The organism is Rhodopseudomonas pentothenatexigens (assembly GCF_900218015.1).
Lineage (GTDB): Bacteria > Pseudomonadota > Alphaproteobacteria > Rhizobiales > Xanthobacteraceae > Rhodopseudomonas > Rhodopseudomonas pentothenatexigens.
Map to the genome: position 1 here is coordinate 26,258 of NZ_UFQQ01000037.1, position 13,162 is coordinate 39,419.

Sequence of the window (13,162 nt, forward strand, 5' to 3'; positions counted from 1 at the left end):
TTCCCTGATCAGCCCAGCAACGTGGCAGCAGCGCGGCGCGCAGCGGGTTACAACCGGACAGACCGCGCGGGAATAGCAGAATTCGATGCTCGATGCGACCAAGACACAGCGTGCGCGCGGATTGTTGACCGCCTCCGCCCGCAGCGACGTACCACCCTTCATGGTGATGGATGTGATGGCGGCGGCGGACCGCATCGAAGCCGCCGGTGGCCACGTCATCCACATGGAAGTCGGCCAGCCATGGGCTCCGGCGCCGCGCGCCGCGCTCGCCGCCGCGCACGCCGCGCTCGACAGCAGCCGGATCGACTACACCTCGGCGCTCGGCATTCCGTCGCTGCGCGCGCGGATCGCCCGGCACTATCGCGAGACCTACGGCTGCGACGTCGATCCGGACCAGATCGTTGTCACCACCGGCTCGTCCGGCGCGTTCATCCTGTCGTTCCTGGCGCTGTTCGAGCCCGGCGACCGGGTCGCGGTGACGGTTCCCGGCTATCCGCCGTACCGGCACATTCTCAATGCGCTCGGTTGCGAGCCGGTGCCGATCGAGACCCACAGCGAAACCCGTCACGCGTTGACCGGCGAGGCCTTGCTCGAAGCGCATCGCAAGGCGCCGCTGAAGGGCGTGCTGGTCGGCAGCCCCGCCAATCCGACCGGCACGATGATGACGCGCGAGGCGCTGACCGAACTGATCGCGGTCGCAGAGAGCGAAGGCATCCGCTTCATTTCCGACGAGATCTATCACGGCCTCGACTACGCGTTCCCCGCGGTCACCGCCGCGGAACTGTCGCGCGATGCGGTGGTGATCAACTCGTTCTCGAAGTACTTCTGCATGACCGGCTGGCGCGTCGGCTGGATGGTGCTGCCGGAGAGCCTGGTGCGGCCGGTCGAGCGGTTGCAGCAGAATCTCGCGATCTCGGTGCCGACGCTGTCGCAGATCGCCGCGGAAGCGGCGTTCGACGGCCGCGCCGAGATGGAAGCGGTCAAGCGCGGCTATGAAGAGAACCGCGCGATTCTGATCGAGGGGCTTCCGAAGGCCGGCTTGACCGAGTTTCTGCCGGCCGACGGCGCGTTCTATCTGTATGCCGACGTCTCGACCTTCACCTCCGACAGCTACGATTTCACCAAGCGGATGCTGGAAGAGGCGAGGGTGGCGGCGACGCCGGGGATCGATTTCGATCCGGTGCGCGGCAAGAGTTTCGTGCGGTTTTCCTATGCCCGGTCGGCGGAGGACATGCGCGAGGCAGTACGTCGGATCACTGCCTGGCTCGGGCGATGATCTCCGGCGCATGACAGGAGTTGCGATTTCAACGGTTGATCTTTGCGGCATTTCGTCGCTATAGGCTCCCGCGACTATTTCCTTCCGGGAGAATTCCCTTGCCGCTTGGTTCGTCCGCGCCGCCGTGCACCGGCGGCCACGCAGTGCTTGTTGCTCACTTGTGGCCGCGGCACGCGGGCGGATTCTCCGTCTGGTTGCGGATGATCGTCCTGATCGCGTCCGGCGTGCTGGTGTTGGCGCTGTCGGCCAAGGTCAACTTGCCGCTGCCGCTGGTTCCGATGACCCTGCAGACGCTGGTGGTGGTGCTGATCGGGGCCGCCTACGGCGTACGGCTCGGTGCCGCGACGCTGCTCGCCTATCTCGCCGCGGGTGCCGCGGGGCTGCCGGTGTTCGCCGGCCCGGTCGGAGGGCTGGCGCCGTTGACGGGCCCGACTGCCGGCTATCTTGCAGGGTTCGTGGCCGCCGCGTCTCTGGTCGGCTGGTTCGCCGAACGCGGCTGCGATCGTTCGGTGGCGAAACTGTTCGCGGCGATGCTCGCCGGTCACCTCGTCATCCTGACGCTCGGCTTCACCTGGCTCGCCTTCGGTCTGCATCTCGGCGTGGCCAAGGCCTGGTGGGTCGGTGTGGTTCCGTTCCTCGCCGGCTCGCTGGTCAAGTCCGCGCTTGGCGCCACCTTGTTACCCGCGATGCGCCGCATCCTCGACCACCAACGCTGACGATTCAAAGTCAAATCGACTTGGCTGGCCGGTCTGCCTGCGGTCGGCCAGCAACGTCTCCTCGTTCGACAGGCACCAAGCGAGTGGAGTGATGGCCATGTCGGCGACGGCCCAAATCGAAGCACCGGCGCTGCCGCGCAGCGGCAAGTCGAAGCCGTTCTACAAGGTGCTGTACGTCCAGGTGCTGTTCGCGATCGTGATCGGCGTACTGGTCGGCTGGCTGTCGCCGCACTTCGCCACCAACGAATGGGTCAAGGCGCTGGGAGACGGCTTCGTCAAGCTGATCAAGATGGTGATCGCACCGATCATCTTCTGCACCGTGGTGTCGGGCATCGCCCACATCCAGGACGCCCGCAAGGTCGGCCGCGTCGGCATCAAGGCGCTGCTGTATTTCGAAGTGGTGTCGTCGTTCGCGCTGATCCTCGGGCTCGTCGTCGGCAATCTGTTTCCGGTCGGCCACGGTCTCGCCGCCAAGCCGGACGTCGGCGCGGTGGCCAAATACGTCGATCAGGCCAGTCACATGAACGCCGTCGACTTCGTGCTGCACATCATCCCGGACAGCGTGGTCGGCGCCTTCGCCAAGGGCGACATCCTCCAGGTGCTGTTGTTCGCGGTGCTGTTCGGTTTCGCGCTGATGGCGCTCGGCGAGCGCGGCCATCGGCTGCGCGACGTGATCGACGACGCCGCACATGCGGTGTTCGGCGTGATCGCCATCGTGATGAAGGCGGCGCCGATCGGCGCGTTCGGCGCGATGGCCTTCACCATCGGCAAATACGGCCCGGCCGCGCTCGGCAATCTGATCGGTCTGGTGGCGCTGTTCTACGCCACCTCGGCGTTGTTCGTTGTGCTGGTGCTGGGCACCATCGCCAAGTTCGTCGGCTTCAACATCTTCAAGTTCATCGGCTACATCAAGGACGAGCTGTTGATCGTGCTCGGCACCTCGTCGTCGGAAAGCGCGCTGCCGCAATTGATGGAGAAGCTGGAGCGGCTCGGCTGCTCGAAGTCGGTGGTCGGTCTGGTGGTGCCGACCGGCTATTCGTTCAACCTCGACGGCACCAACATCTACATGACCTTGGCGACGCTGTTCATCGCCCAGGCGCTCGGCATCGAGCTGTCGTTCGGCGATCAGGTCGCGATCCTGCTGGTGGCGATGCTGACCAGCAAGGGCGCCAGCGGGGTCACCGGCGCCGGCTTCGTCACGCTCGCCGGCACGCTGGCGGCCGTCAATCCGGCGCTGGTTCCGGGCATGGCGATCGTGTTCTCGATCGACAAGTTCATGAGCGAGGTCCGCGCGCTGACCAATATCACCGGCAACGGCGTCGCCGCGGTGTTCGTGTCGTGGTGGGAAGGCGAACTCGACCACGGCCGGCTGCTCGCCAATCTCGACCGCAGCGTCGATCCTTCCGACGTGGAGACGGCCGTCACGACGGGCTGAGCGGAGTTCGACGCATCATCGCTCGCTCAACGTGGAGTGCCCGCGCATGTCGCGGGCATCGGCGTTTTGAGGGGCCGGCAGCTTGAGAGGATAGTTCGGGGCGCAGAGAATTCGTCGCCTCTCGAGATAGCGCTCTGTTCGTCGCTTACTTCGTCATGGCCGGGCTTGTCCCGGCCATCCACGTCTTCCTCGCAACTTCAGCCTCGAGGCGTGGATGCCCGGGACGAGCCCGGGCATGACGACGGGGCAAGTCGGGACTCATCAAACAGGCGTCCCTTCGGCCAGCTCAGATCACGACCGGTGCCTGAAACGAAAAATGCCCGCGACCTGCGCGGGCATTTTGTAATCGATCGTGTCGACAATGGATTAGTTGCCGCCGCCGAAGCGGCGCGACCACCAGCCGACACGGCGGGGGGCGGCGGGGGCAGGTTCCTGCGCTGCTGCAGTTGCCGGCGCGGCTTCAGCCGCCGTCTCGGCCTCGGCCGCCGGCGGTTCGCTCACCGGCACGGACGGCGCGGTCTGTTCCTCATGAACGGCGGCTTCCGGCTGCGTCTCGACCTCGGCAGCCGGGGCGGCGGTGGTTTCGGGGGGGGATGCCGGCGCGCCGAAGCTCACCTTCTCGCGCACGGTGGAGCGGCGGCGGGCGGCCTTCTTCGCGGCGCTCTCGTCCTCGATTGCAGGCTCGGCCGTTTCCGACGCGGCGGGCGGGGCCGGCTGCGGTTCGGGCTCGGCGACCGGCTGCGACTGCTCGGCCTCCGCGGCCGGTTCGAAGCTGGGCTGCACCGACTGGCTGCCACTGTCGATGTCGGCGACAGCGTCCGCAGCTTCGGCCTCATCGGCGGCGGCGAGTTCGTCGCTGATCGAGCCGACCACGCCGGCTTCGGCTTCGTTCTCGGTGCCATCCGCATTGCCGCGGCGCCGACGGCCGCCGCGACGGCCACGGCGACGCGGACGGCGCTCGCCGTTCTCGCCCTGATCGGCGCGAGCTTCGCCTTCGTTGTCGTCTTCGCCTGCGTCGTCGCCCTCGTCGGTCTCGCCGAGCTGTTCGACGCCCTCGGCTGCGAACGGCTGTTCGCCGTCTTCGGCGGAGGTGCCGGCCTCGGCCGCTTCACGCGGCTCGCCCGACCGCCGCCGGCGGCGCCGGCGACGGCGCTTGCGGCCTTCGCCCTCGGTCTCGCCGGCTTCGCCGCCCTGATCCTCGGTGAGGCCGACGGTTTCCTCGGTCTCGATCTCGGCCTCGAAATCATAGCCGTCCTCGTCGTCCGGCTCCTCGATCGGGGCCGGCGAGGCGGCGACCTGCGCCGCGAGCAGCGCCTTGGCGGTCTCCAGGGTGTGGACCTGCTCGCCGCGATCGATCACGAACGACTGCTGGCCGCTGACGGTCGGATCGGCCAGCACCGACAGCGACACCTTGAAGCCGGTCTCGAGGTCGCGCAGGTGACCGCGCTTGTGATTGAGCACATACAGCGCCACGTCGGTGCGGGTGCGCACGATCAGATTGTGCGTCGCGCCCTTCATCAGCACCTCTTCGAGGCCGCGCAGCAGCTGCAGCGCCACCGAGGACACCGAGCGGACGTGGCCGGAGCCGCCGCAATGCGGGCAGGGCTCGGTCGAACTCTCCAGCACGCTGGCGCGGATACGCTGGCGCGACATTTCGAGCAGGCCGAAATGCGAGATGCGGCCGACCTGGATGCGGGCGCGGTCCTGCCGCAGGCAGTCGCTGAGCTTGCGCTCGACCGCGCGGTTGTTGCGCTTCTCGTCCATGTCGATGAAGTCGATGACGATCAGGCCGGCGAGGTCGCGCAGGCGGAGCTGCCGCGCGACTTCCTCGGCAGCCTCAATGTTGGTCTTGAGCGCGGTGTCTTCGATGTGGTGCTCGCGGGTCGAACGGCCGGAGTTGACGTCGATCGACACCAGCGCTTCGGTCTGGTTGATCACGATGTAGCCGCCCGAGCGGAGCTGCACGGTCGGCGAGAACATCGCGTCGAGCTGGCTCTCCACTCCCATCCGCGAGAACAGCGGCTGGCCGTCGCGATACAGCTTCACCGCGCGAACCTGCGACGGCATCAGCATGTGCATGAAGTCGCGGGCCTCGCGATAGCCGGCTTCGCCGGCGACCAGCACTTCGTCGATCTCCTTGTTGTAGAGGTCGCGCAGCGACCGCTTGATCAGCGAGCCTTCCTCGTAGACCAGCTTCGGCGCCTGCGAATTCAGCGTGATGTCGCGGACCGTCTCCCACATCCGGATCAGGTACTCGAAGTCGCGCTTGATCTCGGGCTTGGTCCGCGACGCCCCGGCCGTGCGCAGGATCACGCCCATGCCCTCCGGCACGTCGAGGTCCTGCACCACTTCCTTCAGCCGCGAGCGGTCCTGCGCCGAGGTGATCTTGCGGCTGATGCCGCCGCCGCGGGCGGTGTTGGGCATCAGCACGGCGTAGCGGCCGGCGAGCGACAGATAGGTGGTGAGCGCCGCGCCCTTGTTGCCGCGCTCTTCCTTCACGACCTGCACCAGCATCACCTGGCGGCGCTTGATGACTTCCTGAATCTTGTACTGCCGGCGCGGACGGAAGGCGCGCTCCGGCACTTCCTCGAGCACGTCGTCGCCGCCGACGGACTCGACCACGTCCTCTTCGGCGTCTTCCTCGTCGTCCTCTTCCTCGTCGTCCTCTTCCACCTCGGCTTCGGATTCCGACTCGGTGTCGTGTTCGGAAGCTTCGCTGATCTCGCCGACCTCGTGGCCGTCATCTGCCTCGTCGGTTTCTTCGATCGGGAACGGCGCGTCCTCGGCATAGCCGGTCGCGGGCACGGCATGATCGGCAGCGTCGTCGTTCGCCGCCGGGACGGCGAATTCGGTGCTCGCCTGCGCTTCAGCCGCAGCCGGGATGGCTGCTTCCGCCTCGGCCGGTTCTGCGACCGCAACCTCGGCGGCGGGCGGCGGCTCGACGGCTTCGGCCGGCGCGCCGGTGGCCGGTTCGTCGTGCTCGGCCGCAAACTGGGGAGCGGCCTCGGTCGCCTCGGCGCGCTCGGTGGTGTCGGTCTCATGCAGCTCGTGCATCAGCCGCTCGTCGCCGGCGGCTTCCGCATCGACCTCGTGCACGTCGTGGTGTTCGACGGCCGCGTGCGGCTGATCCGCCGCCTCGGTCGCGGCTTCCACGATCTCGCTCTGCACCCGCTCGCCGTTGTTGCGGCGGCGGTGGCTGCGATGCCGCGAACGGCGGCGGTTGGAACGCTGCTCGCTTTCCTCTTCGGCTTCGCGATGGGCGCGTTCGTCGGCCTCGATCAGGGCCTGCCGGTCGGCGACCGGGATCTGGTAGTAGTCGGGATGGATTTCGCTGAAGGCGAGGAAGCCGTGACGATTGCCGCCGTATTCGATGAAGGCGGCCTGCAGCGAGGGTTCGACCCGGGTGACTTTGGCGAGATAAATATTGCCGCGGAGTTGTTTGCGCTGGGCTGTTTCGAAATCAAACTCTTCGACGCGGTTGCCACGGACCACGACCACCCGGGTCTCTTCCGGGTGGGTGGCGTCGATCAGCATCTTGTTGGCCATTTTTCAACTCATGTCGGCGGAGCGCGCGCGAAACGGCTCGCGCGAAGTGCGCGGCCGGCTGACGCGACGGTCCACCTGATTCGGGGGTGAGGGGAAGGCCGAAACGCATCGCGGTGTGCCGTGCCGGTCGTTGACCCGGGGCGACGCGCGAAGCGAAGCGAGTGCTTCGCGGCGGCGCGGCCGTTGCGTGGGTCGGTGTCGGCATCGCAGTCTGGCGCATTAAGCGTCGGCCCGTCTGAACAGGTGGCGGCTCGATCGGCCGCCGTATCGTTTTGCTGATGGGCCGGCTCCGCGCCGAGGCGCTAAGCCGGAGTGGGCATCCGGCCGGTGAGCCGAATGTGGTCGGTCATGAAGTGTTGAACCGTCCCTGGTACGAGAGAGGGCCCGGGGACGGACGCCGTTCGGGCTGGGCCGGCACTCCTTGACCTGCCGCGCACTGCGCTGGCTCGGAGGGGCCGGCAAAACGCAAAATCCGCCGGGTTGGGATCGGGGGACTTGGCGCTGCACCGAGTGGCTGAACGCGACACAACCGGTAGTATAGACCGTCAGCAGTAAATACATACGTGGATTGGGTGGCGCTTGCAAGGCAGGCGTCGCGGCCCGGCAACACTCCGCAGGTTTCATCCTGGAGCACTTAAGCTCCGATTAACCGTGCAGTTTTATTGCGGTAAGACGACTTCCGGGAGGGTTGGGATTCGTTTGCCAGGACGCGCAAATCATTTTGTTTTGTTCGGTGCAATCCTTGCGTGCGCTGCAGCATTGCTGTGTCTGTCGCCGAATCCCGCGTGGACCCAGCCGGCAGCGTCCGGCGCGGTGGCGGCGCCGTCCTCGTTTCCAGTCGCCTCCGATGTTCGCATCGCCGGTGACGACCGCCAGACCCGCCTGATCGTCGATCTGGACGGGAAGGTGCCGCTGCGCGCGTTTGCACTGGCAGACCCGTATCGCGTGGTGATCGATCTGCCGCAGATCAGCTTCCGCTTCCCCAGAGGGACGGGCGAAAGCGCGCGCGGGCTGATCAAGGCGTTCCGCTACGGACTGGTGATGCCGGGCGGCTCGCGGATCGTGCTCGACCTGAGCGGGCCGGCCAAGATCGCCAAGGCCGAAATGCTCGAACCGGCCAATGGCCAGCCCGGCCGGATGGTGATCGAGCTCGAGCCGATCGAGCGCGACGCGTTCATGCAGGCGCTGCGGACGGCCGACAGCGTCGCCGAATTGCGCCCGACGGTTTCCGGGGGCGACACGACGGCGGCGGTCTCCCACAGCGCGCCGCTGCCCAAGGTCGAGCGCGACGATCCGCGGCCGGTGGTGGTGATCGATCCCGGTCACGGCGGTATCGACAACGGTACCCAGTCGGCCGACGGCATCGCCGAGAAGGCGATCGTGCTGGATTTCGCCGTCGCGCTGCGCGACCGGCTGGTGAAGCAGGGCAAATTCCGGGTGGTGCTGACCCGCGCCGACGACACCTTCATTCCGCTGGCCGACCGGGTGAAGGTGGCGCGCGAGCAATCCGCGGCGCTGTTCGTGTCGATCCACGCCGACGCGCTGCCGCGGCGCGAGGGCGACGCCCAGGGCGCCACCATCTACACCCTGTCGGACAAGGCGTCGGACGCCGAAGCCCAGCGCCTCGCCGACGCCGAAAACAAGGCCGACGCGATCGGCGGCGTCAATCTCACCGAGGAGCCGAGCGAGGTCGCCGACATCCTGATCGACCTGGCACAGCGCGAGACCAAGACGTTCTCCAACCGATTCGCCCAGCAACTGATGAAGGACATGAAGGCGACCACGCGGATGCACAAGCGGCCGCTGAAGTCGGCCGGTTTCCGGGTGTTGAAGGCGCCCGACGTGCCGTCGGTGCTGATCGAACTCGGCTACGTCTCCAACAAGGCCGATCTGCAGCATCTGCTGTCCGAACAGTGGCGCAGCAAGACGGTCGGGGCAGTGGCCCAGGCGATCGATTCGTTTCTGAGCAAGCGGCTGGTTTCGGCCGGTCCGCCGGGTTGATGCCGGGTACGTCCGGTACGGCGACCGGCCGCGTCGGGCCCTAGTTTGGCCACAGCGTAAGTTCTATAAGACGGTCTGCACGGTTCGGGCTTGATTGCAGGTGGGCCTCGCCGGGAGGCGCGAACCGCCCGGGTTGCGAACGGCGGCATTCTCGGTCAAGGGACATCCGCCGCAAGGCGCGACCCTGGATGAAACGGAACTCTCTGATGCGCTTGCTGCTGCGGTTCTTCGGCTTCCTCTTTGCGGCCGGCACCATCGTGTTTCTGGTCGGCGTCGCGGCTGCCGCCGGGCTGATCTGGCACTTCTCCAAAGATCTGCCGGATTACTCGCAATTGCAGGATTACGAGCCGCCGGTGATGACGCGAATCCACGCGTCGGACGGGTCGCTGCTGGCCGAATACGCCAAGGAGCGCCGGCTGTACCTGCCGATCCAGGCGGTTCCGAAGCTGGTGATCAACGCGTTCCTCGCGGCCGAGGACAAGAATTTCTACGAGCACGGCGGCATCGATTATCAGGGCATGGCGCGCGCCGCGATTCTGTACGCGCAGAACATCGGCACCAACCGCCGCCCGCAGGGCGCCTCGACCATCACCCAGCAGGTCGCCAAGAACTTCCTTTTGACCAACGAGGTGTCGTTCACCCGCAAGATCAAGGAAGCCCTGCTGGCGATGCGGATCGAGCGCGCCTATTCCAAGGACAAGATCCTCGAGCTGTATCTCAACGAGATCTATCTCGGCCTCGGCGCCTACGGCATCGCCGCGGCGTCGCTGGTGTATTTCGACAAGTCGGTCAACGAGCTCACCGTATCGGAGGCGGCGTATCTGGCGGCGCTGCCGAAGGCGCCCGCGGCGCTGCATCCGATCCGCAACCACGACCGCGCGGTCGAGCGCCGCAACTACGTGATCGACCGCCTGGTCGAGAACGGCTGGATCAACCAGGCCGACGCCGACAAGGCACGCAAGGCGCCGCTGGCGGTGACCAACCGCGGAAACGCAGCCCACACCTTCGCCGGTGAATACTTCGCCGAGGAAGTCCGCCGCGACATCTTCGAGCGCTACGGCGAAAAGAAGCTGTACGAGGGCGGCCTGTCGGTGCGCACCACGCTCGATCCCAAGCTGCAGGTCGAGGCGCGCAAGACCATGGTGGCGGGCCTGGTCCGCTACGACGAGGCGCGCGGCTGGCGCGGGCCGGTGACCAAGCTGGAGATCGCCGGCGACTGGGGCGTCAAGCTCGCCGACGTCAAGGCGCTCGCCGACATCACGCCGTGGCGGCTGGCGGTGGTGCTGGAGACGTCCGACCAGTCGGCCCGGATCGGCTTCCAGCCCGGTCGCGAGCTCGGCGGCGCGGTGTCGAAGCAACGCGAAACCGGTCTGGTGACGCTCGAGGGCGTCAAATGGGCCAAGCCGGCGGCGGGGCCGTCGCGCGGCAAGACCCCGCGGACGGTGTCCGAGGTGCTGTCGGCCGGAGACGTCGTCTATGTCGATCCGCTGCTCGACAAGGACGGCAAGGCGGTCGAGGGCCAGTACCGGCTGCGGCAGATCCCCGAAGTGTCGGGTGCGATGGTGGCGATGGATCCGCTGACCGGCCGCGTGCTGGCGATGGTCGGCGGCTTCTCGTTCGACCAGAGCCAGTTCAACCGCGCCACCCAGGCGTATCGCCAGCCCGGCTCGTCGTTCAAGCCGCTGGTGTATTCGGCCGCGATGGACAACGGCTACACGCCGTCGACCGTGGTGATCGACGCGCCGATCGAGATCGACCAGGGGCAGGGCGTCGGGGTGTGGCGGCCGGAGAACTATTCGACCGGCAAGTATTACGGCCCGACCACGCTGCGCAACGCGCTGCAGCGCTCGCTCAACACCGTGACGGTGCGGCTCGCCCAGGACATCGGCATGCCGCTGATCGGCGAATACGCCAAGCGGTTCGGCGTCTATGACGAGCTGCCGAACTATCTGTCCTACGCGCTCGGCGCCGGCGAGACCACGGTGATGCGGATGGTCACCGCCTATTCGATGTTCGCCAACGGCGGACGCCGGGTGAAGGCGACGCTGATCGATCGCATCCAGGACCGCTACGGCCGCACCATCTTCAAGCACGACCAGCGCGAATGCCGCGGCTGCGAGGCTCCGGACGGTTGGCACAATCAGCCCGAGCCGCAGCTCGTCGACCGCCGCGAGCAGGTGCTCGACCCGATGACCGCCTATCAGATCACCTCGATGATGGAAGGCGTGGTGCAGGCCGGCACCGCCACGGTGGTGCGCGAGGTCGGCAAGCCGATCGCCGGCAAGACCGGCACCACCAACGACGAGAAGGACGCCTGGTTCATCGGTTTCTCGCCCGATCTCGTGGTCGGGATCTATTTCGGCTATGACAAGCCGCGCAATCTCGGCCGCGGCGCCACCGGCGGCCATCTCGCCGCGCCGGTCGCCAAGGACTTCTTCAAGCTCGCGCTCGCCGACAAGCCGGCGGTGCCGTTCCGCGTGCCGGCCGGCATCAAGCTGATCCGCGTCGACGCCAAGAGCGGCATGCGCGCCGGGCCGGGCGACGGCCGCACCATCCTCGAGGCGTTCAAGCCGGGCACCGCGCCGCCGGACAATTATTCGGTGATCGGCGTCGCCGATGCCGACGGCCGGCAGCCGCAGCAGATGGCGCCGCCCGACGACCGCGGCTTCTTCCGTCCGGGCACCGGCGGGCTTTATTGATCCGGGGCTTTTATCGATCCGGCCTGTATGGATCCGGCGTCGCGCCCAACGGGCGATTGCGCTTTGCCGCGTCGCCCGCTAAATCGCGTCTCAGCATTCGCGGCGCCGCCGCTTCCGAAGAGATCCCATGCGCGCAGAAATCGAACGCCTCGTCGAAGAGATCAAGCAGTCAGTCGGGCTGCTGAGGAGGCATCTTTGACGTCGACCAGTCGACCGTCCGCCTCGCGGAGCTGAACAAGCTCGCCGAGGACCCCGACCTCTGGAACGATCCGCAGAAGGCCCAGAAGCTGATGCAGGAGCGCACCTCGCTCGAGGATTCGCTCACCGGCATCGGCAAGGTCGAACGTGAGCTGACCGACAATATCGAGATGATCGAACTCGGCGAGGCCGAGGGCGACGAGGGCATCGTCAAGGAAGCCGAGGAGGCGCTGAAAGCGCTGAAGAAGGAAGTCGCGCGCCGCGAGCTGGAAGCGCTGCTGTCCGGCGAAGCCGACCGCTTCGACACCTACCTCGAAGTCCACGCCGGTGCCGGCGGCACCGAGAGCCAGGACTGGGCCTCGATGCTGCTGCGGATGTACGTCCGCTGGGCGGAGAAGCACGGCTTCAAGGTCGAGTATCTCGAAGAGTCCGAGGGCGAAGAGGCCGGTATCAAGTCGGCGACGATCCAGATCTCCGGCCACAACGCCTATGGCTGGCTGAAGACCGAAGCCGGCGTGCATCGCCTGGTGCGGATCTCGCCGTTCGACTCCAATGCGCGGCGGCACACCTCGTTCTCGTCGGTGCAGATCTTCCCGGTGATCGACAACTCGATCAAGATCGACATCGCCGAAAGCGACGTCCGCGTCGATACGATGCGGTCGGGCGGCGCCGGCGGTCAGCACGTCAACAAGACCGAATCCGCGGTACGCCTGACCCACATCCCGACCGGCGTCGCGGTGGTCTGTCAGGCCGGCCGCTCGCAGCACAAGAACCGCGCCCAGGCGTGGGACATGCTGCGCGCGCGGCTGTACGAGATCGAGCTGAAGAAGCGCGAGGAGCAGGCCGCCGCCGATCAGGCCGCCAAGACCGAGATCGGCTGGGGCCACCAGATCCGCTCCTACGTGTTGCAGCCGTATCAGATGGTCAAAGACCTGCGCACCGGCGTGCAGACCTCCGACACTGCCGGCGTGCTCGATGGCGACCTCGACGAATTCATGGCCGCCACCCTGGCCCAGCGCGCGTTCGGTGGCGGACCGGGCGCGATCGAGGACGTCGATTAGTCGCTCCGGCGCCCGCGCCATGCGGGCCGTCCTAGAGCGGTTCATCGTTTGATTGAAACGATCCAACCTTTCCGAAGACACTGAGTCCTCATCCTGAGCAACCATTAGATCGCGGCAGATTTAGCGATCCAAGGGGTGCCGCGGGCGACGACTGTGTTGATGAAGATAATCAGCTTACGGGCGCAGGCGACCAAGGCGAGCTTGTGTGGTTTACCCCTGGCGGTCAGCGT

The 13,162-nt window shown here is 66.9% G+C and carries 7 protein-coding genes and 1 pseudogene; 6 read left to right on the forward strand and 2 right to left on the reverse strand.

The features are described 5' to 3' along the window. The first annotated feature begins 85 nt into the window (after window positions 1–85). The 3 genes from DWA33_RS22810 (at window position 86) to DWA33_RS22820 (ending at window position 3,427) form a co-directional block, all read left to right on the forward strand. On the forward strand, window positions 86–1,276 hold the full coding sequence (locus tag DWA33_RS22810; RefSeq protein WP_114360788.1) for a pyridoxal phosphate-dependent aminotransferase: 1,191 nt from the start codon (window positions 86–88) through the stop codon (window positions 1,274–1,276). 200 nt (window positions 1,277–1,476) lie between these two features. Then, complete coding sequence (locus tag DWA33_RS22815) at window positions 1,477–1,992, forward strand: biotin transporter BioY (protein WP_167443267.1); 516 nt, start codon at window positions 1,477–1,479, stop codon at window positions 1,990–1,992. 97 nt (window positions 1,993–2,089) lie between these two features. Then, window positions 2,090–3,427, forward strand: a complete 1,338-nt coding sequence (locus tag DWA33_RS22820; protein WP_114360795.1) for a dicarboxylate/amino acid:cation symporter — start codon at window positions 2,090–2,092, stop codon at window positions 3,425–3,427. 366 nt (window positions 3,428–3,793) lie between these two features. On the opposite strand, the gene DWA33_RS22825 is transcribed toward DWA33_RS22820, so the two are convergent. Next, entirely contained in the window at window positions 3,794–6,973 is a 3,180-nt protein-coding gene (locus DWA33_RS22825) for an Rne/Rng family ribonuclease (protein ID WP_114360790.1), read from the reverse strand. Window positions 6,974–7,672: 699 nt separating this feature from the next. Here DWA33_RS22825 and DWA33_RS22830 point away from each other — a divergent pair. From DWA33_RS22830 to prfB, 3 genes are all read left to right on the forward strand, one after another. Continuing rightward, entirely contained in the window at window positions 7,673–8,974 is a 1,302-nt protein-coding gene (locus DWA33_RS22830) for an N-acetylmuramoyl-L-alanine amidase (protein WP_114360791.1), read from the forward strand. Window positions 8,975–9,180: 206 nt separating this feature from the next. After that, window positions 9,181–11,673, forward strand: coding sequence for a penicillin-binding protein 1A (locus DWA33_RS22835; RefSeq protein ID WP_114360796.1), 2,493 nt, complete (start codon window positions 9,181–9,183; stop codon window positions 11,671–11,673). 127 nt (window positions 11,674–11,800) lie between these two features. Next, a protein-coding gene (prfB, locus tag DWA33_RS22840) for a peptide chain release factor 2 (protein WP_114360792.1) occupies window positions 11,801–12,932 on the forward strand; the annotation gives its coding sequence in 2 pieces (ribosomal slippage) (window positions 11,801–11,869 and window positions 11,871–12,932; 1,131 coding nt in all). Window positions 12,933–13,036: 104 nt separating this feature from the next. Here the strand turns inward: prfB and DWA33_RS25795 are convergent. Then, window positions 13,037–13,162 (reverse strand): annotated as a pseudogene (locus DWA33_RS25795) (IS110 family transposase); the annotation flags it as partial.